Raw genomic sequence first — 20644 nt, forward strand, 5'->3', positions numbered from 1 at the left:
ATCGCGTTTTGTAAGAATTCTTGAATGGGGGCTTTAGCATGAAAATCGGTTTTGTGTCCGCAGCTGCCGCCTGGTGGTTGGCGGGGTGCCTGGCGCTGGGCTGTGGACCTCAAGAGGGTGAGGAGGATGACCTCGGCGCGTCCCGGCAGCCCCTGGTCTACGCGAGGACCACCGAGTTCGTCGCCACGCATGACGCCCGTATCAAGGAGCGGCTGCCGACCACGAACTACGGCACGCACTCCCCGATGTGCGCCCAGATCGAGACTGGCGGCACCGATGAGTGGGTCGTCTTCAAGTTCAACACCACGGGTCTGGTGGCTCCCGTCTCCCGGGTCACGCTGCGTCTGTACCTCGGAGTCGACGGCGGCACGCCGCACAACTTCCGCGTCTACAACAGCACCAACACGACCTGGGACGAGACGATCACCTGGAACACGCGGCCCACTCCTGGGACGGCGTTTGTCACGGTCCCCGGAGGCTCGGCTGACAACTCCTACTTCGACATCGATGTCACGCCGCTCATCAACCCGGCGTTGACCACCCAGACGCTCATCATCCGGCCCGTGGCGAGCACCGACACCAACGCCCTGTGTCTCGTGGACCGGGCCAGTGCCACCATCCTCCAGGGCGAGAGCACGCAGCCCCGGCTGGTCGTGGACTACTTTGGCGCCGTTCCCTCCGCCGATGCGCTCGTGGATGAGGCCGCTCCCACCACCAACGCCGGCTCCGCCACCACGCTCGCGCTGTCGGCCACGTCGCCGGCCCGGCGGGCCTATCTCCAGGTCCCCATCTCCCGGCCCCTGCTCAACGACCTGCGCGGCATCCAGCTGCATGGCGCCTCCATCCCCGCCGGTGTGGGCAGTCCGCGCGGCCGGGTGATGCTGCGGCTGTACCCGACCACCACCGTGAGCGGCACGAGCGCGCTCGTCTACGCGCCCCCCTCGGGCACCCACTGGACCTGGAGTGAGAGTGGACTGACCTGGGACAATCAACCCGCGGGCACGACGGCCCTGAACGCCACCGCCATCGCCAGCCTCTCCAACACGGTGGCCGGCCGCTGGATTGAGGTGGATGTCACCCAGGCCGTCGAGAACGCCATCGCCTGGTCGGACACGCTGAGCACCACGAAGCAGGACCTGTCGCTCGACCTGCTGCTGGCTGGAGGCACGGGGACGTTCGCCTCGAAGGAGGACCCGACCCTCAAGCCCATGCTGGTCTTCATCAGCGACCAGCTGCCAACGGTGAAGACCGACGGCATCTGCGGCCGGGGCGAGGACTGCGCCAGCAGCCCCACCGATTGCGGAGTCTGCGCCACGGGCGCCAACCGGGGCGCGTACCTGCCCGTCTGGGGCGATCTGCACCGCCATGGTCTGGGCGATGGCGGGGATGGCTGGGATGGGACGCAGCTCCGGACCCACACCACCAATGTGCTCAACTATCTCAAGAACACCGAGAAGTTGGACTTCGTGTCGCTCTCCGAGCACGTCAACAATGGCGGCTGGAAGAACGTGGCGGGCTTCGACCGCCAGGAGGAGTCCATCGATGCCACGCGCGTGAGCGAGCGGTTCATTCCCACGATGGGAATGGAGAACGGCACCGCCAATGGCGCGATCGAGACTCACATGAAGTTCGACATCGCCAGCATGGCGGTGGGCACCTATTCCGCGGTCAAGCTGAGGATCAAGGTCCAGAACGCTTCGGCCGATGGCCAGTTCAAGGTCCGCCGGCAGATTCGCTGCAGCGGCGCCAACACCTTGAGCCCGGCCTGGTACAGCATGGCTACCCCGGCATGGAAGGATCGGTGGAACCGGTCCTGGGATGAGAAGAAGGACCTCTTCTCCGGCAATATCCCCCTCGAGACCTGGTACGACATCGACGTCTCGGAGCTGCTGCTGACCAATGGGACGCTCTATACGAAGATGAGCGGGGATTGCTCGCCGGAGCCGGACACCCTGAGCAACGTGGTGCTGGCCATCACGGTGGGCACCGTCACCACGGATGCCCTGGGCTTCTACACCCGAGACAGCGGGGCCGCCAATGCGCCCCGGCTGGTGTTCTTCGTCGGTGGCGTGGAGCAGGCGGGGCCGATCTCCACCAATGCGGACCAGCGCTTCGACAGCAGGAATGATGGCGCCAGCAACACGGGTACCCATTCCAGCACCGAGCCGACGACGGGCATCGACCTCACCAACTTGACGACCGATACGGGCAACTTCTCGATGGGGCACTTCAACGTCCTGTTCCCGGCCGTCGGCCTCAACATGCAGACATACAGCTGGACGAACGGAGTGACCCGGCGGTGGTCTGACGCGAAGACAAGCAACCGCGTGTACTACGACTACCTGGATGACACGGCCAATGACTGGCTCGGGCAGATCAACCACCCCTTCAGCATCGACTTCCCGCTGGTGGACATGACGGTGGAGACGACCGCCATCGCCCGGATGGCCACCTACGAGCTGAGTGGTGGAAATCTGGAGAAGTGGACGAACACGGCCTACTACGCGAACTCCTGGCAGCCGAAGATCAATCGCTACCTCCAGTATGTCCGCCACGGGTGGCGGGTGGCCCCGGCGGCCAACTCGGATGCGCACTGTCACTGCACGACGTCGCCGTGCACCATCACCGATCACAACTGTCCCTCGACGCTGACAGGGACCCGGACGGGCATGTGGACCCTGGGGCGCAACTTCGCGCACCTCAAGCAGGCCCTGTCCCAGAAGCGGGCCTTCGCGGTGCAGAATGGTCCCGGCATCGAGGACAAGAATGTCTACGTTGCGCTGCAGGCCACGCAGTCCTCGGCGTTCGACTCGAGCTGGTGGATGGGCAGCGTCCTGCCCAACCGCAATGCCTGGACGCTGACGGCGTTCGCGAAGAACTTCAACGACACGGGCACCCTGAAGATCAACAGGATCACCCTGCACGACGATGACGGGTACGGAGCCATTGCCACGCTGCAGTGTGGCGCCATGTCCTCGTGCAGTGGCTCCTTCAACTACACGCCGTCCGCTGCGAACAAGGCCGTCATCGCCGTGGCCGAGCTGTCGTCTGGCCACTACGTCGTCTCGGCCCCGATGTTCTTCTAAGGGGCTCGCGGTTCATGGCCCCGGAGGGGGAGCGCCTCCTCCGGGGCTGAGTGTGTCGCCTGGACGGTGAAGTGGGCCCCGTTGGGGGCCGCCTCGCGGGTAACGCTTGCGGTGCTCCGCCTCTCCTCTAGAGGATGGGCGGCCATGGCTGACACGAAGCGCCGCTACGGAAGCTGGGTCGCAGTGTGCGTGCTGTTGCTGAGCGTGGGCCTGTGGTGGGCCTTCTCTCGGAACCCCGGTGCTCCACCTTTCACGGAGCCACCCGGTGCCACTCCATCCCGCGCGCGTTCCGAGGCTCCCAGCGCGACACCGGCCACACCCCAGCAAGCCCAGGCGGCTCCCTCGGACGAGGCGCCGGCTCCCGTGCTGCGGCTTCCTTCGGCACGCCGCACGGACGCTCCCGGAGGCGCACCTGGAGCCTTCTCCGGCCGGGTCGTCTCCGCCACGAGCGGGCAAGGCGTTCCGTCCGCGGAGCTGACCTTCGCCGGCCCCACGGGTGCCGCCAGCATCCGCACCGACGACGCAGGCACCTTCCGCTTCCTGCCGGACCGCGAAGGGCTCTGGCAACTCGCCAGCGTTCGCGCGGAGGGCTTCCTGCCCTTCGGCCCGGAGTGGGGCCAGAGCCCCATCCGCCTCACGGCACGTCCCGGCAGTGGCGTGGAAGGGCTGCTGCTGGCCCTCACGCCCGAGGAGTCCTGGATCGTCCGTGTGGAGGACGCGACGGGCAAGCCACTCACGGGTGCACAGGTGCGGCTGCTCACCGGCCGCACCGGAGAAACGGTGCTGTTCCCCACCAACGACCAGTTCACGACGGGCCCGGACGGCGAGGTCCGCCTCAATGCCCCCGAGGGCTCCACCGTGGAAGCCCGCCACCTGGGCCATGCGCCCGCCAGGGCCGAGCTGAGCGCCCGCGTCCCGGGTCGTCGCCTGGTGCTGCGTCTGTCTCCAGAAACCACGCGCGCCAGCGAAGTCCTCGCGGGCCGCGTGGTGGACGAAGCGGGCACCCCCATTGCGAGTGCCGGTGTCCAGGCCGAGTATCCTCGGGGTCAGCGTCTCCCGGGCGCCGAGGCCGGCGATGTGTCCGAGGCCATGACTGACGCCGACGGACGCTTCCTCCTGGAGCATCTGCCTCCCGGCCGCTACGACGTGTACGCCGCAATCCTCGGCCGGATGAGCACGACGCTCTCCAACGTGGAAGCAGGCCGGCGTGACCTGGTGCTGACCCTGGCCCGAGGCGCCCGCCTCACCGGCCGCGTGCGCGATGAGCGCGGAGCTCCCGTCGCCTCCTTCCAACTGGAGCTCCAGCTTCACCGGGGCCCCCTGGAGCGAGAAGGCGGTGCGGCGCTGACCGTGGTGGACCCGGAGGGCCGCTTTACAGTGGAAGGGCTGGCTCCCGGCACCTACACCTTGCGAGTCGCAGCGCACGGGCTGGCTCCAGCCGCCCCTACAGTGAACGTGGCCCCGGGCGCAACGGAGGCGGGCCCCGTGGAAATCACCCTGTCGCCCGGAGTCCGCCTGGAAGGGCAGGTGGTGAAGCCCAAGGGCGGAGGGCCCATCGCCGGAGCCCGCGTCCAGGTGGAACACGGACTGTACGGCGCGACGCTCGCCACGGTGTTCGACGCCATGACCGACGCGTCCGGCCACTTCACCGTGGACGGACTTGCGGCGGGGACGGTCAGCCTGTCCGTGAGTGCGACGGGCCATGACACGCGCATCGTGGACCGCGTGACGGTGGGTCCAGGAGCACCGCCCCTGGCTCCCATCGAGCTGACTGCCGTAGCCGATGGCGGGACGGAGCGCGTGGAGATGGTGGGCATTGGCACCGTGCTGGGCCCGCGCGATGACGCGCTGGTGCTCGGCCAGGTCATCCCCTCGGGCGGCGCGCACGAGGCGGGGCTGAAGCCCGGGGATGCCATCGTCAGCATCGACGGCACGCCCGTGGTGGAGATGGGCTTCCCCACCGCCGTCCAGCGCATCCGGGGGCCGGAGGGGAGCCGTGTCCTGCTGGGCCTCCGGCGGGCAGGCCGTTCCGAGGTGGAGGACGTCTGGGTGGTCCGCCGGAAGCTCCAGCTCTAGGGCGTACTCGCGCCTCCGACGGTGCGTGGCTGGACGCTTGGGAACCTGCCGGGTATGTCCGGCACGCAGTCCTTTTCGAGCCTGACGGTGGAGGGTACCGTCGGGGCCTCTTCTCACCCCGTGCCAACAGCTCCGCCAGGAGAGCCCGTATGTCGTCCCACGCCCCCGACTTCGATCTTGCCTCCGTGGACGTGGAGGGCTTCCACCGGGAGCTGAAGGCCCTTCGTGAGGAGCTGGACGCGTCACTCGGCGAGCCGGACGCGGCGCACCTCCGGAAGATCGAGCGCTGGGGCAGGGCGGCCACCGTGCTGGGCGTGGCGACGTGCTGGCTGGCGCCGAACCCGTTCAGCGCCGCGGCGCTCAGCCTGGGCCGCTCCACGCGGTGGCTGCTCATGCACCACGTGGGGCACCGGGGCTATGACCGCGTCCCCGGCCTGCCCGAGTCCCGCACCGGCAAGGGCTTCGCCAAGGGGAATCGGCGCTACCTCGACTGGCTCGATTGGATGATGCCGGAGGCGTGGAAGTTCGAGCACAACGTCCTCCACCACTCGCACACCGGCGAGGACGCGGACCCGGACCTCCTCGAGCGCAATGCCGAGGGCACGCTGCGCAACCCGAGCCGACCGCTCGCGCTCCGCTACGTCCAGCTCGCGCTGCTCGCCCTCACCTGGCGCGCCAGCTACTACGCGCCGGAGACGCTGAGCTCGCTGCGTCGCAAGGGCCGACGCAAGGGTGGGGACCTCACGAGCGCGGAGCTGAAGGAGCTGCTGCTCCAGTGCTACCTGCCGTACGCCGCTGTCTGGTTCGGCCTCTTCCCCTCGCTGTTCCTGGTCATCGGCCCGTGGGCGGCCTTCAGCGCGCTGTGCAACTCGGTGATGGCGGACGTGCTCACCAGCCTGCACACGTTCCTCGTGGTGGGGCCCAACCACACCGGCGAGGACCTGTACCGCTTCGACACGCCTCCCGAGGGCCGTGGCGCGCGCTTCGTGCAGCAGGTGATTGGCAGCGCGAACTACCGGACCGGCGGGGACCTGAACGACTTCGCCCACCTGTGGCTGAACTACCAGATCGAGCACCACATCTGGCCGGACCTGCCCATGCTCAAGTACCGCGAGGCGCAGCCGAAGGTGCGCGCCCTCTGCGAGAAGTACGGCGTCCCCTACGTCCAGGAGAGCGTCTGGACGCGCGCCCGGAAGATGGTGGATGTCGTCGTGGGCAAGAGCTCCATGCGGCGGCTCGCGCCTCGCAAGGCCGAGGCGGAGGACCTCGCGCCCGAGAGTGTCGCGGTCCCTGCGGCCTGAAGCTCCGGCTTCGGGTCTCAGGCCTTGCGTCGGCGTACGGGGACCACGGGGCCTTCCTCCAGCGCCTTCACCGTGGCAGCGGGCGGGCTCTCATGACGCACGGCCTGCACGTCCACCACGCGCGAGCCATCCGGAGGTACCGGCGGCCCGAGCGTCACCACCAGCACCCGGTAGGCCTCCTCCAGCCGCTTGTGCAGCTTGGTGAAGATGATCTGTGCGGTGCCGGGCATGTCCTCGGTGTAGGTGAAGTACCAGCGCAGCTCGTCCAGGCGCTCGTAGAAGAAGTCCACCACCGCCTGCTCCTGCTCGGAGAGGTAGATGAGGTTCTCGAAGGCACCGCTCGCGTAGCGTGAGGAGATGGCGCCCAGCAGGGGCTCGCGGCTGCGCAGGCGCGAGAAGAGGGCGAACATCTCGTCACGGCGGGCTTCCAGCCGGCGCATGATGCCGGCTGCGTCCATTGCGAGCAGATTGCGGACGCGAGCGGCCATCTCCTCGGCCTTCTTGCGACGAGCCATGGCCCGTGAGCCTACCTCTCCGTGCCGCCGGGACCAACTGGCCGGGGGCGTCAGTAGACGCGCAGCAGGCGGGCCTGGCAGACGAAGCGCGGGTTGCGGAAGTCGATGACCTCGATTTCCCCCGTGGTCTCATCGAAGCGGCCGGCGAGCATTCCCGCGGCGAGCGCCGCGGCCACGTACGCGGCGTCCTGGCCCTTCAGCTCCTTGAGCTTGCGGAGGTACACGACGCGGCCCTCCACGGACCACAGGGTGTGGATGCCGTCGGGCCGCACACCCCGGGCCTCGTCGGACGGAGGCGCGAGCTTCGCCAGGGCAGGTGGCACGCCGCTCAGGACATATGCGTCGTAGGCCTTGTTCCCGCTCGTGGAGACGAGCTTCGCGTCGCGCAGTGTCCCGTCGGGGCCCTGGTGCAGCTCCAGGGTGACGACGAGCTTGTTGCCCCCGCCCCCCGCGAGCTTCTGCACCTCGTCCCCGGCCTGGACGCGGGCGCGCAGGGACTCCATCCACTCCACGCCACGCTCCTCACGGTTCTGGAGTGACTGGAGCTGCTCGGACACGGTGGGCGCGGCGGCCACCGGCCCCGTGCCGGGATTGCCCGTCGCGCCGAACCTGCTGGCCTGGTTGGCCCACGAGTGTGTGGCCTGGTCCAGCAGGCGGATGCCGTCGAACACGGGAGCATCCTCGAGCGACTTCTCCAATGCCTCGCGGAGCCGGCTGAAGTACGGGTCTATCTGCCCATTGGCCACGCGGAGCTCGGCCTGCCTGTCCTCGACGAAGACCTGCACGCGCCCGGAGACGCGAGCGGTTTCCTGGGCGGCGAGGACCTCGGGCGACAGGCTCGGGTCTCCGGGGCGCAGTGTGTGGCCGCTCTGGGTTTTGGGGCCGGTAATGGGCGGGCCTCCTGGCATCAGCGAGGGTGGGAGTGGGAAGAAGCCGCTCCCCGCCGAGCGGGACGGCTTCGGTGCGTCGGGTGGCACCTCGGGTCCCTGCGCCACGGTAGGGGCGGTTCCGGAGGGTGCGGGGCCGGTCGCCGGGCCCGTGAGCGGCGCCACGCTTTCTGATGGTGGTTTCTCCGACGGTGCTACTTCGGAAGGCGCCGGCGTGGCCGAGGCCACGGTCGGCTCGGCTTCGTCTTGCGATGGAGACGAGGATGGCAGCTCCCTGTCCGGGGGTGGGATGGGCGACGAAGCGACTCCTGGGGTTGGAGCTTCGGACTCGACGGGCCGCTCGCGACGGGGACGGGGCTTGCGGATTGGCGGAGGCTTCGCGAGCAGCTCCTCGGGGGGAGTCGGTGGGGGCGTGGAAGGCTCCACCGTGGGGCGGGTGATGATCTCCACGACGAGCGGCTCGTGGGAGGGCCGCGGTGGTTTCGGGATGGCCGGAGGCGTCACTCCCCAGAGGAGGGCGAGCAGCGCCACGTGGATGGCGAGTGAGGCCAGCGCGGCCCACCCGAGGCGTTGAAACCGCCGCATCGCTACTCCCAGCTTCCCTGGGGAATCGCCTCGGCTCGTCCGATGGCGGCTCTCCGCTCCGGCCCTGCGCGCTCCATCAGCATAACGGTCATGGGGCGCCTTCCGCGGACCCTACGGGGCAAGGCTCACGACATTGCGTGGAGTCCCCGACGCTTCACCCGCGTGAAATGCTGCCACGCGGACGGCCGCGATGGCTTCCGGCCCCGGGTGGAAGTGGCACTCCTCCTGAGGCAGGAGGGACCTCCGCCTCGCGACCTACGACTGGGGTTGGAGGGGAATCGCGGCCTCGTGAGCGGTGCCGGGAGCATCTGGAGTATCCTGTTCAAGCTGCTCCCGTGGACGGGCGCCTCCCGCCCGGAAAGGTTCAGGGCCGCGATGGACTACCGGAAGCTGTTCCAGGTGCGGGAGCCAGGCGGGGTGCCGGGTTGGTGAGCGACGCGAAAGCGGAGCCGTTGGCGGACCCGGTGCGGCAGCTCGTCGCCGAGGCCTGGACCTTCCGTCGGCAAGTGGAGCTGGACGCGGAGCTGCGCTTCACACGGCTGGCGGGGCAGCTCGCGCAGTTGGGTGCGCCCGAAGCGCTGGTCTCGCTGGCCGGGCGCGCTGCGGAAGACGAGCGGCGCCACGCGGGCATGTGCGAGCTGTTGGCGCGAGCCTACGGCCGGGTGGACATGCCACCCGCCCCGCTGGCGGCGGAAGAAGTGGCGCCCGCCGGCATGGCCCTGCGCGAGCGGGTGCTCTACGAGGTGGTCGCGGCCTGCTGCATCACCGAGACGGAGAGCACCGCCGTGCTGACGACGCTGCTGGTTCCGGAAGGGGCGCCCCGCGTGAGAGCGGTGCTGCGCGACATCCTCCGGGACGAGGTGGCGCACAGCCGACTGGGCTGGGCGTGGCTGTCGCACGAGCATGGAGCGGGGACGGTGTCCTTCCTGTCGCGCCATGTGCCGTCCATGCTGGAGGGGACTGCCTCACCCCGGCTCTTCGCACCGGGAGCGCCGGAGGAGGAGAGCCCCGCGCTGCTCAAGCACGGCGTGCTGCCACACACGCGCAAGCGGGAGACGTTCGTGCGGGCGCTGCGCGACGTGGTCTTCCCGGGCCTGGAGCGCTTCGGAGTGGACACCGCGCCCGCGCGAGCGTGGGTGGAACGACGGAGCGCGGCGGGCGCCTAGCGTGCACGGCCGGTGTCCCTGCTACGTTCGGGGGCATGGTGCTCAAGATCGTCCAGGCAGGGGAGCCGGTGCTCCGGCAGAAGGCTCGCGATTTGACTCCGGAGGAGATCTCCAGTCCGGAGGTGCAGCGGCTCATCGGGTTCATGTGCGACACGATGCGCGACGCGCCCGGCGTGGGGCTCGCGGCGCCGCAGGTGGGCGTGGGGCTGAGGCTGGTGGTGGTGGAGGACCGGGCCGAGTACCAGGCGGGCGTGTCCCCAGCGGACCTGGCGTCGCGCGAGCGGGCCCCGGTGGCCTTCCACGTGCTCATCAATCCGAAGCTGGTGGTGGAGGACCCGACGCCCGCGGAGTTCCACGAGGGGTGCCTGAGCGTGAACGGCTTCGCGGCCCTGGTCTCGAGGGCAAGGGGCGTGCGCGTGGAGGCGTTGAACGAGCATGGCCAGCCGGTGACGGTGAGCGCGAAGGGCTGGTATGCGCGCATCCTCCAGCACGAGTGCGACCATCTGGACGGCACGCTGTACCTGGACCGGATGGAGACGCGGAGCTTCGCCACGGCGGAGAACCACCGCCGCCACCAGGCGGGGCGCACCACCGCCGAACTGCGCGCGGCACTGGGGTTGCCCGAGCGGAAGGGGTAGGGCGGCCGGCGTCAGTCGAGGAACCGGCGCTCCCAGCGGAGGAGTTCCTCGGGCGTGAAGCCCATCCCCAGGCTGTAGGGGTGCTCCTCGCGGAAGAGCCAGGGCTCCAGCACGCGGGCGAGCTCCCGGTAGGCGGGGAGCGTCTTGCCCTGCTCGATGTCACCGGCCTCCGGCCAGTCGCCGAGGGCGATGACAGCGCGGTCGCCGTCCAGGGGCTCGACGGTGGTGCCGGGAGTCTTGAGTTGGCTTCGGAGCGTGGCCACGCCGCCAAGCCCGTTCAATGCGGGCTGGCCCAGGAAGGTGAGCCACGAGGGGCCGCGTACCTTCGTGCCAATCTCCCATGCGACGTGCTCTAGCGGGAGGATGTCCAAGCCAGGGTAGCGGAAGCAGTGTTGGCGGACTTGTTGAGGCATGCCGGCGATGTCGAGCTCACCATTGTACGCGAGTCCTGCATGGCCGGAGCTGAAGGGGAGCCTGCTGGCCAGCTCCATCGTGAGCGCGCGGACCCGTTCCGGGCCGTGCTCTTCCAGATATTCGGTAGGAAGACAGAATTGAACCGCGCAGACGGCGTTCAGTCCGTCTTCACGGGAAAGGAGCTCCAGCGATTTTCCGAAATACTTAACCCTGTATCGGTACTGGGCATCTTTCGCGTCGTGCAGCGTCAAGAGGGGAGAAGGCCATGAGAGCTTCTCGTTTACGTATTTCCACCCTGCTTCATCCAGATCCTGCCAATCACCTTCGAGGTCCGCATATCGGCCGATTGAATTTGGACCTACCGCGCGCAGATATGTCTGCAAAGCGTCAATGAGTGCTGGCGCCACTTCTGCATGGGGTTGGCGCATGTAGAAGGAGAGGCTCAGTCCTTCGCGCACCAGCAGGTAGCCGTCGTCAAAGGTGAGGCGGAGCCTCGGGTAGTGCTCATTCACGGCAGGATTCCCCAGCGGGGCAGCACACGTAGGGCTTCGGCTCCCAGCGCATTCTCATACACCTGCTTTTGCGAGTTGCCTGCATAGGGGTGTCCCAAGGGGTACTGACGCCAGTCTGTCGCGTCGATAGTCATGCAAGGAAACTTGAAGTCGTAGATCGCCTCCGCTTCGAGCGGGTCTCCTGAGTGGATGACGACATCCGGCACCAGCGTGCCCGTCAGCTCGTCGCTACACCCCATGCGCAGCAGGGACCGCACGTCCTCGTTGCTGACGAGCTTCAATGCTCCTGACTTCGGGTCAAAGCGGTAGCGCTGCTCCAGGCTGAACCTGCCCGGGATTTGCTCATCGAGCGCCTCTCGGACACACGCCAGGGCCACCTCGTGCATGACACAGCCAAGCTGCATCGCGAGAGTGATGCGCCGGCCTGACTTCGCGTCGTCCACCTCCTCGTTGCACTCCTTGCGTGTCGGACTCCTTCCACCCAGGTGGTCCACGAGAACCTGCGAGCGCGCGTGCTCCGCGCAGGCCTTGAGCTCCCGCTCGAGCACGGCCCGCGTCGTCGCCTCCAGCACCCGGAGGACCACGGCCCCGGTGCGCACTGCGGACGCCACGGCCTCTGCGGGACGCAGCGTGGGGAGCAAGGCTTCCTCGCCCGCCCCCCGAACACACACGTCCGGCCGCTGCCTGCACCCCTGCGTCGCGGAGTCGAGCCGGTAGCCAGCCGTCAAACCCCGGTCCGGAGTGCCCGAGCAGGCCGCCATGAGCAGCATGCAGGGTGCGAGCACGACCTGAACCCATTCCGAGCACTTCCCCAGCACGAGCGCCTCCTCGACCCATGATGGCGCAAGCGCCGCACGGCATCCACGGCCAGCAGGCAGGAGGGCACCCACGCATCACCGCCACTCCCCGTGAGACCTCGGGGGCCCCACTCCATAGATGCCCGCCGAACAGGGCCCCACCCCCAAGGAGACACGCATGTCCTTCCACGCAAAGAAGCTCGCCTTCCTCTCCGCTGCCTGGCTCTTCGTGCCCATGGGCCTCGCCTCCGCCCAGGAGCCCGAGCCCGTCGCTCCCACCGGCTCCGCCTGTGGCGGCATCGCCGGCGTCGCATGTCCCGAAGGCTATTCCTGCGTGGACGACCCCAACGACAGCTGCGACCCGAGCAGCGGCGCCGACTGCGGCGGCACCTGCGCCGCCGCGCCCGAGGAAGACGCGCAGCGCGACACTCCCAACGGACAGGACAAGAAGCAGTGTGACGACAAGGACCCGAACCTGTCCTACGTCTCGAAGGACCCGGACCAGTGCGCGGCCATCCGTTTCGTCTGCGATGCCGGCCAGGAGCCCTTCTTCAACGACTGCGGTTGCGGCTGCCAGCCAGTCGCGCAATAAGCCAACGGATGCTCACCGAGGTCGAGGCGGGGCCCTATACCGTCCGAGGCATCTCCGTTGGCGGCGTGTACACCTCCCTCCAGGTCCCCGAGCTGGACTCGGTGCTGGACGTGGGCGTGCCCATCCGCTCCTTCGCTGGCACAGACCGCATCTTCCTGAGCCATGCGCACCCGGACCATGCCAGCGGCCTCGGCTCGCTGCTCGGAATCCGCCGGCTCATCGGCAAGGGACCGCCGCAGGTCTTCCTCCCCGCGGAGATTGAAGCGCCGGTGCAGGAAGCGCTCGCCGTCCTGTCCCGCTTGCACCACACGTCCATGGAGGTGCGGACCGTGCCCCTCAAGCCCGGGGACGTCCATCCGCTCGGGCATGGGCTGCACGTTCGCGCCTTCCGCACGCACCACCCGGTGCCTTCGCTCGGCTACCAGTTCCTCCGCCGCATCTCCAAGCTGCGTCCCGAGTTCCGCGGCCTGCCACCCCAGGAAATCGCCCAGCGCCGGCAGGCGGGAGAGAACCTTCTCGAAGAGGTGGATCGGCTGGAGCTGGCCTATGCCACCGACACGCTGTCACGCGTGCTGGAGACCGAGCCGTCCGTGCTCGACTCGCGCGTCCTCATCATCGAGTGCACCTTCGTCGACGCGCACCACACGGTGCAGGACGCGCAGGAGCGCTGGCATCTCCACCTGGACGAGCTCGTCGCGCGCGCCGACCTCTTCCGCAACGAGGCCCTGGTGCTGATGCACTTCAGCCAGTCCCATGGCCCGGAAGAGGTCCAGGCCACCATCCGCGCCCGCCTCCCGGCGTCCCTCTACGAGCGCGTGCGCGTCTTCGCTCCGCCATCGGGACGCTGGTTCGGCTGAGGCGGGGCAGGGCACCACGCCGCGCGCTTCAACCGGGCCGCAAGGACTCCAGCTCCGCGAGCACCGCGCGCAGCTCGGGTGACTCCAGCGCCTTCTCCACCGAGGCGAAGAACTGGGACAGGTCGCCCATTCCCTGGTGCTCGTACACGCACGCCTGCAGGCCCATCTCCAGCCGGTCCAGCTGTCGCACCAGCCGCGCCTCGAACGAGGTGCCGTGCTCGTACTCGTCCCACAGCGCCAGGTACTCCGCGCCCCGGGGCAGCTTGCCGAGGATTGTCTCCACCGCGCGCCGCTCCAGCGCGTGCTTGGCCTCGCGGTCCACGCCGTCATGCGGGGTGATGTCGCCCGCGTACGCCTCGCCCAGGTCATGCAGCAGCGCGATGCGGACCACCTTCGACGCGTCCGCCTCTGGGAAGAAGCCGTCCGCGATGAATAGTCCCAGCAGCGCCACGAAGAGCGAGTGCTCCGCCACGCTCTCGCACCGCTCCTTCGGCACTCCTACGCGCAGCCAGCCCTGGCGGAAGAGCTGCTTCAGGTAGTTGAGCTCGAAGTAGGTCTCGATGAGCGGGAGCGTCTTCCGCCCCTGGAGCAGCGCGACTGGCGGCGCGGCCTTGGTCTGCATGCGTCATCACCTCGTCCCACCACCGTACACCGCCCCATGCGGTCGTCGTCCCCGTACTCGCGGTGAGGATGATTCCGGCCCCGGAAATCGGATAGATGTGGGGGGTGGTGGCCCGTGCACCTTCCGCCTCGCGGCGGAAACCCACGGGCCACGGGAGGAGGGGGATTCACCGTGGTGCTTTCATCCTGCTGGAGCCTGTCGTCCTCGCGGTGGCTGCTGGCCGCCGCGCTGCTCGTGACCGCTACCGCCTGCACGCGGGAGCCGGCCGCGCCGCCGCCCGCGCCGCCCGCTTCTCCGAGCGTGGCCGTGGAGGAGGACCCGCCGTTCCCCGAGGAGGCACTGCCCCCGCCCGAGGCCTCCGCCGCGGCCCCGGCCGAGCCCGTGCGTCCGCCGGAGCCTCCCTTCACCGGAGACCTCAAGGAGCTGCGCAAGCGCGGCACGCTGCGCGTCCTCATCGAGGGTGCCGAGGAGGACTTCCTCCCCCGCGAGGGCATGCCCAAGGCGCAGGACCGGGCCCTGCTGGAGCGCTTCGCGGAGAAGCATGGCATGGCGGTGGAGTTCCTCGCCGTCCAGAGCTTCGACAAGCTCATTCCCCTGCTGCGCGAGGGGCGCGGAGACCTCATCGCCGCGGACCTCACGGTGACGCCCGAGCGCGCGAAGGAGATTGCCTTCACCCGGCCGCTGGCCCGCGTCAGCGAGGTGCTCGTGGGCAAGCGCGGCGCCCAGGGTCTGCCCCGGAAGCTGGAGGAGCTGGCCGGCCGCACCGTCCATGTTCGCGCCAGCTCCACCTTCGCGGCGTCGCTGCAGGCGCTGGCGAAGGACAAGGCCCCCGGCCTCGTCATCGAGCCCGCGCCCGAGACGGTCGACCCGGAGGAGCTCGCGTGGCAGGTGTCTCGCGGTGAGCGCCCGCTGACGGTGGTGGACAGCCACCTGCTCGCGGCCATCGAGACGTACAACCCCGACGTGCAGGGGCTGTTCCCCATCGCCGAGGGACGTCAGCTGGCCTGGGCCGTGCGCCTGGAGAACCCCGCGCTGCGCGCCGCGCTGGACGCCTTCCTCGTGGAGCGCGCCCTCACCGAGCACCGTGAGCGGCTCGTCACGGCGGACCTGGATGGCATCCGCAAGCGCGGCGTGCTCCGAGTCCTCACGCGCAACAGCCCCGTCACGTACTTCCTCCACCGGGGCGAGCAGGCCGGCTTTGACTACCAGATGGCGAAGCTCGCCGCGGAGGCGCTCAAGGTGCGGCTGGAGGTGGTGGTGCCGCCCACGTACGACCAGCTCATCTCCTGGCTGAAGGAGGGACGTGGGGACGTCATCGCCGCCGCGCTCACCGCCACCGAGGAGCGCGCGAAGGTGGTGGCCTTCAGCAAGCCCTACCTCTACGTGGACGAGGTGCTCGTGCAGCGCGCGGGGACTCCGAAGCCCGCGTCCCTCGAGGAGCTGAAGGGCAAGGCCATCCACCTGCGCAAGTCGTCCAGCCACTTCGCTCCGCTGAGCGCGCTGGCGGCGCAGCATGGCTTCGTCCTCGTCGAGGAGCCCGAGGAGATGGACACCGAGACGCTCATCGACCGGGTGGCGCGCGGAGAGATTCCCTACACGGTGACGGACAGCCACATCCTCGCCGCGGAGCGGGTGTACCGCGACGACGTGGAGGCAGCCCTCACGGTGCCCGGCGTGGGCACGCCGGCGGGGAAGGACGGCCACTACGGCATCGCCTTCGCCGTGCGCCAGGAGAACCCGAAGCTGCGCGCCTTCCTCGACGGCTTCGTGCAGAAGACCTACCGCGGCGTGGACTACAACATGGCCCGCCGCCGCTACTTCGAGGGCCGCCGGAGCGAGGCGCCCGCGACGATGGAGGCCGGCGCGCTCGAGGGGGCCATCTCTCCCTATGACACGCTGGTGCAGTCGTACTCGGCGCGCTACGGCCTGGACTGGCGGCTGATGGTGGCGCAGATGTTCCAGGAGAGCCGCTTCGACCCGAAGGCACGCAGCTGGGTGGGCGCGCAGGGGCTCTTCCAGGTGATGCCCGGCACCGGCAAGGAGCTGGGCTTCCGCAAGCTGGAGGACCCGGACGAGGGTATTCACGCCGGTGTGAAGTACATGCACCAGCTCATCGGGCGGATTGCTCCGGAGATTCCCTTCAAGCAGCGGCTGCGCTTCGCGCTCGCCTCCTACAACGCGGGGCTGGGCCACGTGCTCGACGCGCGCCGCCTGGCCCAGGAGCAGGGGTTGGACCCCAACCGCTGGTTCGGCAACGTGGAGAAGACCATGCTCCTGCTGGAGAAGCCGAAGTACTACCGGCGCGCCCGCCATGGGTACTGCCGGGGATCCGAGCCGGTGAAGTACGTGTCGGAGATCCAGACGCGGTACGGCAACTACACGGCCATCGTGCAGCGCTGAGTCCGTCCCGTCTCGGACGACCACCTGCCATGGGCGCCCCTTTGTGGAAGGGCTCCAGCTGGAGTGGGTGGCAGTGACTCGGCGGTGAGATGACCTGTGGTTCGTGGACGCAATCGAGCACTCAGGGTGCCGAAGCGTCCGCGAACCGTAGGATCAGGGCAGCTCCGGGAAGTGGATGACGCGCCCACCCGGCCCCACGGCCCAGATGCTGGCCGGGGTGACCAGCGCGATGTCCCGGAGCTCGCCCGCAGGCGAAGCCGTGTGCAGGGTCAGCCACTGGTTGCTCGGGGGGCCCGTGAATCGACGGATGACGCCCACTGCATCCGTGACGTAGACCGACGAGCGGTCCGGCGCGCAGACCCCGGTGAAGGCAACGACCGCTGGAGGCGTCACGGCCGACCAGCCTGTTCCGCCCTGCCAGACCACCACGTTATTGCCTTCTCCCACCGCATACGCGAGCGCCGACGACACCATCCACACACTCCGGATGCTGGTTTGAGGCGACCCGGGCACCGTCATGTTGCTCGTATCCGCGCCCCCGGTATAGGTCTCGATCCTCGGCGACCGATTCCCCACGTCCTCCTGACCTCCGATGAGCAGTCGCGTGCCGTCGACGCCATGGACGTCCCTGTAGATGGTGCTGTTGTCATCCACCAGCACAGGCGCACTGCCCGACGTCCAGGAGTGCAGTTGGCCACTCTCATTCACCACGTAGAGCAGCGTACCGCTCCCTTCGAAGCCGATGATGCCCGTGGCGTTGCTGGCGTCCGTCAGCGGGCGCGACTGGGTGCAGGTCGTGCCGTCATGCTGGGCCACCCGGCCTCCACTGCCCGCCAGGAATACGCTCCCATCGCTGTGCACCCAGGCGGCATTCCAGGCGGTCGTCCCGCAGGCCCCGTCGAAGCTCGTGAATGTCCCGCTCGCGCTGCTACGACGCGCCAGCGCACCTCCCGCACCGGCAATCCACACCGGGTAGCCAGTGGTGCTGTCCTTGTTGATCGCCACCGTGTTCCAGTCACGTCCGGTGACCGCCGTGTCCGTCAGCTCCCGCCAGCCGGCCCCCATGCAGACGGTCCCGTCGTCTGCCGTGCTGTTGCAATCGTTGTCGCGCTGATCACAGACCTCGGTGCCATTGCCCTTGTTATGCCGGTCCGTGTCATTGCAGTCCGTGTTGCGGGGCGCCGTATTGAGGGGAACAGGCTGGCTGGGACAGACCACCTGCGCGGTGGCGGTGATGGCACCGTCCCCATCACCGTCCGCATCGGTGTAGTAGTTCGTCGCGGCGGGCGCGTTACAGGTAGTGGCGGACTGCGCCAGGTTGCACACGTAGACGCCGGTACACGGGGCGCCACAGGTCGCGCCCTTCCGCGTCGCGCCACTGGTGAAGGGCTCGTCCACGCCGCCAACGCAGTTGTCATCGACGTCGTTGCACAACTCCGTGACACCGGGGCTCACCGCGCTCGCGTCGTCGTTGCAGTCGAAGGTGGCGGTCGGCGCCACGTAGCCCGCGGGCCTCGTGCAGCCGAGCACCGGGGCCGCCTGGACTCCGAAATTGTCCCCGTCCGCGTCCCGGTGCCACGTCTTGTTGAAGCCCTCATCCACGCCGCCAGCGCAGTTGTCGTCGATGTCGTTGCACGTCTCCTGAGCACCGGGGTTCACGGCGCTCACGCCGTCATCACAGTCCCCGCCGCTCGCCGCGTACCCATCCGGTTGATTGCACTTCTGCCGCGAGTCCGACGTCCTGCCGAAGCCGTCATCGTCCACATCCCGGTAGTACGTGCTCACCGACAGCCCCTCGTCGGCAGAGCCGTCGCAGTCGTTGTCCTTGTCGTCGCACGTCTCGGACAGCCCGGGCCTGCGCGCGGCGTCGGTGTCATCGCAGTCATTGCTGGAGACAACATGGTGCTGCGGCGCGGAGCAGGCCCTGACCACCGTTCCCGCCCCCACCCCGTCCCGGTCCGCATCCAGGTAGAAGTCGGACAGTTGCAAGCCGTTGTCGACGCCGCCGGCACAGTCGTTGTCGATCCCGTCGCACAACTCGGACCTTCCTGGCGCTCTCTCGGTGGTCGTGTCGTCGCAGTCGCCGGCCAGGGCCACATGCTGGGCTGGCACCGCGCACCCCAGCACCGCCGCGCCCGCGCCGTAGCCGTCTCCATCCCCGTCCCGGTAGAAGCGTCGCTGCGTGATGGTTGCGTCGTTGTCGGCGCAGTCGGTGCCGCCACCCGCCGTGAGCACGAAGCCGTCGTCGTCTGCGTCCACTGCGCTCAGCGTGAAGGCCACCGTCTGCACGCCCTCTCCGCCCAGCGTCACGGTCCGCGTGTCACTCGCCACCACGGGTCCGGTACATGACTGCTCGTGCGCCGTGGAGATGATTTCCAGCGTCCGGCCCCAGTCGGCACCTCGCAGGATTTCGGTGTCGATTCTTCTTTGCGAAGGTGCGCGAGCCAGCACGTCGAAGCGGGTGATGCTTGACTTGTCGGGAGCCTCCTTGTCCCGAGCGAGCACCGTGATGCACCCAGCCCTGAAGTTGAAGGAAACCTCCGCCTGGACGGAGCGCTCGCTGAGAAGCTCTTCCAGCCTTGGCACGGAGCAGGCGCCAAGCACCAGCATTGCCCCCAGGATCAACGGCCGCATGTGCCTCATCACGCACCTCTTCCGTGAGCATCTTCAGCTCGCTGCTCGCTCGCCATACCATCGCCGTACCCACGGCGGCGACCTGCGCTATATCGAAGAAGACAATGGATGGTCTCGCGCGATACGCCGCATTCCCGTCGAGCCGGGCCTGCCCAAGGGCGTAAGGCCTCGGGCCTGAGCAGCCAGGCGGTAGACACAGCTTCGATGCGAGGGTTGTCCAAGGAGCGCACATGCCGGACCCCACGGCCTCAACCTCAGATTCTGCTCCAAGACACGTCCTCATCGCCGGTGCCGGCATCGGCGGCCTCACCCTGGCCTGCGCGCTCCGTCGCGCGGGCCTCACCGCCACCGTCTTCGAGCGCGCGGACGCGCTCAAGTGGGTGGGCGCCGGCATCATCGTCCAGATGAATGCCGCCGTGGCCCTGCGCCGCATCGGCCTGTGCGACGCGGTGGCCGCGGCCGGCGCCAGCCCCACCGACAGCGCCATCCTCCGCCCCTCGGGCGCGCCCATCACCCGGCTCCCCATCCAGAAGCTCCAGCAGGAACTGGGCGCCCCCATGACCTGCATCCACAGGGCCCGGCTCCAGGCCGTGCTGCTGGAGCACGCGGGAGAGGCGCACGTCAGGCTCGGACGCGCGGTGACGGGATTCAAGGATGACGGCCAGGGCATCACCGTGACGCTGTCCGACGGGAGCACCGTGACGGGAGACGTGTTGGTGGGCGCGGACGGGCTGCGCTCGGCGGTGCGGAGCGGGCTGCTCGGTGACGCGCCCCTGCGCTACTCCGGCTACACCAGCTGGCGCGGAATCTCTCCCGAGGTCCCCAGCGTCCGGCCGGGCCACGTCTCGGAGACGTGGGGACCCGGCGCGCGCTTCGGCGTCGTGCCCATCGGCTCGGGGCAGGTGTACTGGTACGCCACGCTCAACGCGCCGCCCGGGGGACGGGACGCTCCCGGGGAGACGCGTGTCCGGCTCAAGGCCATCTTCGGGCACTGGCATGCCCCCATCGCGGACCTGCTCGCCGCCACGCCGGAGGACGCCATCGTCCGCACCGACATCCACGACAGGCCGCCGGTGGCGCGCTGGAGCAAGGGCAGGGTGACGCTGCTGGGCGACGCCGCGCACCCCATGACGCCCAACCTGGGCCAGGGCGGATGCCAGGCCATCGAGGACGCCGTGGTGCTGGCGGAGTGTCTGGCCCGAGGCGACGCGGTGGACGCGTCCCTCACCGCGTACGAGTCGCGCCGCCGCGAGCGCGCGAATCAAATCGTGGACCGCTCATGGCGGCTGGGAAAGCTGGCCCAGTTGGAGAGCCCCACCGGCCGCTTCCTGCGGGATTCGCTCTTCCGCCTCGTCCCCTCGGGGCTCGCGGCGAAGGGCATGAGGGACCTGGTGCGCTCCGCCGCGTGAGCGGAGCGCACAGGCTCAGGGCCTCAGACTCGACTTTCGCCCTTTTGGGCCGGGAGGCCCAAGCAGGGGGGCGAGGGTAGAAAGGGCTGAGGGTAGGAAAAGAGCGGCCATCGAGGCCAGCTGAGAGAGGTGTCCGGCAAGACACGCCTCCTC

The 20644-nt window shown here is 68.9% G+C and carries 15 protein-coding genes; 9 read left to right on the forward strand and 6 right to left on the reverse strand.

The features are described from left to right. The first annotated feature begins 38 nt into the window (after nucleotides 1-38). From G4D85_RS46420 to G4D85_RS46430, 3 genes are all read left to right on the forward strand, one after another. Nucleotides 39-3086 (forward strand): CBM96 family carbohydrate-binding protein, encoded by a 3048-nt coding sequence (locus tag G4D85_RS46420; protein ID WP_164021184.1) that lies wholly within the window; start codon nucleotides 39-41, stop codon nucleotides 3084-3086. A gap of 144 nt (nucleotides 3087-3230) precedes the next feature. After that, nucleotides 3231-5162 (forward strand): carboxypeptidase regulatory-like domain-containing protein, encoded by a 1932-nt coding sequence (locus G4D85_RS46425; protein ID WP_164021186.1) that lies wholly within the window; start codon nucleotides 3231-3233, stop codon nucleotides 5160-5162. Nucleotides 5163-5311: 149 nt separating this feature from the next. Then, nucleotides 5312-6463, forward strand: a complete 1152-nt coding sequence (locus G4D85_RS46430) for a fatty acid desaturase family protein (RefSeq protein ID WP_164021188.1) — start codon at nucleotides 5312-5314, stop codon at nucleotides 6461-6463. A 17-nt stretch (nucleotides 6464-6480) separates the two neighbouring features. Here the strand turns inward: G4D85_RS46430 and G4D85_RS46435 are convergent, their stop codons facing one another. Both G4D85_RS46435 and G4D85_RS46440 read right to left on the reverse strand, forming a co-directional pair. Continuing rightward, nucleotides 6481-6978: a hypothetical protein gene (locus tag G4D85_RS46435; RefSeq protein ID WP_164021190.1), complete on the reverse strand. Its 498-nt coding sequence runs from the start codon at nucleotides 6976-6978 to the stop codon at nucleotides 6481-6483. Nucleotides 6979-7028: 50 nt separating this feature from the next. Then, the gene (locus G4D85_RS46440) at nucleotides 7029-7973 is read right to left on the reverse strand and encodes a TonB C-terminal domain-containing protein (protein WP_240359919.1); all 945 of its coding nucleotides are present in this window, start codon (nucleotides 7971-7973) and stop codon (nucleotides 7029-7031) included. A gap of 905 nt (nucleotides 7974-8878) precedes the next feature. Here G4D85_RS46440 and G4D85_RS46445 point away from each other — a divergent pair. Further along, the gene (locus tag G4D85_RS46445; protein WP_240359920.1) at nucleotides 8879-9616 is read left to right on the forward strand and encodes a ferritin-like domain-containing protein; all 738 of its coding nucleotides are present in this window, start codon (nucleotides 8879-8881) and stop codon (nucleotides 9614-9616) included. Nucleotides 9617-9651: 35 nt separating this feature from the next. Then, nucleotides 9652-10254, forward strand: a complete 603-nt coding sequence (gene def, locus G4D85_RS46450) for a peptide deformylase (RefSeq protein WP_164021194.1) — start codon at nucleotides 9652-9654, stop codon at nucleotides 10252-10254. An 11-nt stretch (nucleotides 10255-10265) separates the two neighbouring features. On the opposite strand, the gene G4D85_RS46455 is transcribed toward def, so the two are convergent. After that, nucleotides 10266-11180 (reverse strand): DUF3396 domain-containing protein, encoded by a 915-nt coding sequence (locus G4D85_RS46455; RefSeq protein WP_240359921.1) that lies wholly within the window; start codon nucleotides 11178-11180, stop codon nucleotides 10266-10268. Beyond that, nucleotides 11177-11965, reverse strand: a complete 789-nt coding sequence (locus tag G4D85_RS46460) for a hypothetical protein (RefSeq protein ID WP_164021196.1) — start codon at nucleotides 11963-11965, stop codon at nucleotides 11177-11179. Before G4D85_RS46460 ends, G4D85_RS46455 begins: the two co-directional genes overlap by 4 nt. A 190-nt stretch (nucleotides 11966-12155) precedes the next feature. On the opposite strand from G4D85_RS46460, the gene G4D85_RS46465 reads away from it, so the two are divergent. After that, a complete protein-coding gene (locus G4D85_RS46465; protein WP_164021199.1) occupies nucleotides 12156-12569 on the forward strand; it encodes a hypothetical protein in 414 nt (137 codons plus the stop codon). Nucleotides 12570-12577: 8 nt separating this feature from the next. Then, the gene (locus G4D85_RS46470; RefSeq protein WP_164021200.1) at nucleotides 12578-13426 is read left to right on the forward strand and encodes an MBL fold metallo-hydrolase; all 849 of its coding nucleotides are present in this window, start codon (nucleotides 12578-12580) and stop codon (nucleotides 13424-13426) included. 28 nt (nucleotides 13427-13454) lie between these two features. On the opposite strand, the gene G4D85_RS46475 is transcribed toward G4D85_RS46470, so the two are convergent. Next, a complete protein-coding gene (locus G4D85_RS46475) occupies nucleotides 13455-14048 on the reverse strand; it encodes an HD domain-containing protein (RefSeq protein ID WP_164021202.1) in 594 nt (197 codons plus the stop codon). Between the two features lie 171 nt (nucleotides 14049-14219). On the opposite strand from G4D85_RS46475, the gene G4D85_RS46480 reads away from it, so the two are divergent. Then, on the forward strand, nucleotides 14220-16448 hold the full coding sequence (locus G4D85_RS46480) for an MltF family protein (RefSeq protein ID WP_240359922.1): 2229 nt from the start codon (nucleotides 14220-14222) through the stop codon (nucleotides 16446-16448). Nucleotides 16449-16601: 153 nt separating this feature from the next. Here G4D85_RS46480 and G4D85_RS46485 read toward each other — a convergent pair whose 3' ends face one another. Next, nucleotides 16602-19082, reverse strand: coding sequence for a putative metal-binding motif-containing protein (locus G4D85_RS46485; protein WP_164021204.1), 2481 nt, complete (start codon nucleotides 19080-19082; stop codon nucleotides 16602-16604). A 230-nt stretch (nucleotides 19083-19312) separates the two neighbouring features. Here G4D85_RS46485 and G4D85_RS46490 point away from each other — a divergent pair, with 230 nt between their 5' ends. Further along, on the forward strand, nucleotides 19313-20491 hold the full coding sequence (locus tag G4D85_RS46490; RefSeq protein WP_164021206.1) for an FAD-dependent monooxygenase: 1179 nt from the start codon (nucleotides 19313-19315) through the stop codon (nucleotides 20489-20491). Nucleotides 20492-20644: the final 153 nt, after the last annotated feature.

Origin of the sequence: Pyxidicoccus trucidator (assembly GCF_010894435.1) — a bacterium.
GTDB lineage: Bacteria > Myxococcota > Myxococcia > Myxococcales > Myxococcaceae > Myxococcus > Myxococcus trucidator.

Bases quoted from the DNA above. Each gene is read 5' to 3' on its own strand.
- G4D85_RS46420 (WP_164021184.1), top strand. From the start codon at position 39: ATGAAAATCGGTTTTGTGTCCGCAGCTGCCGCCTGGTGGTTGGCGGGG.
- G4D85_RS46425 (WP_164021186.1), top strand. From the start codon at position 3,231: ATGGCTGACACGAAGCGCCGCTACGGAAGCTGGGTCGCAGTGTGCGTG.
- G4D85_RS46430 (WP_164021188.1), top strand. From the start codon at position 5,312: ATGTCGTCCCACGCCCCCGACTTCGATCTTGCCTCCGTGGACGTGGAG.
- G4D85_RS46435 (WP_164021190.1), bottom strand. From the start codon at position 6,978: ATGGCTCGTCGCAAGAAGGCCGAGGAGATGGCCGCTCGCGTCCGCAAT.
- def (WP_164021194.1), top strand. From the start codon at position 9,652: ATGGTGCTCAAGATCGTCCAGGCAGGGGAGCCGGTGCTCCGGCAGAAG.
- G4D85_RS46465 (WP_164021199.1), top strand. From the start codon at position 12,156: ATGTCCTTCCACGCAAAGAAGCTCGCCTTCCTCTCCGCTGCCTGGCTC.
- G4D85_RS46470 (WP_164021200.1), top strand. From the start codon at position 12,578: ATGCTCACCGAGGTCGAGGCGGGGCCCTATACCGTCCGAGGCATCTCC.
- G4D85_RS46475 (WP_164021202.1), bottom strand. From the start codon at position 14,048: ATGCAGACCAAGGCCGCGCCGCCAGTCGCGCTGCTCCAGGGGCGGAAG.
- G4D85_RS46485 (WP_164021204.1), bottom strand. From the start codon at position 19,082: ATGCGGCCGTTGATCCTGGGGGCAATGCTGGTGCTTGGCGCCTGCTCC.
- G4D85_RS46490 (WP_164021206.1), top strand. From the start codon at position 19,313: ATGCCGGACCCCACGGCCTCAACCTCAGATTCTGCTCCAAGACACGTC.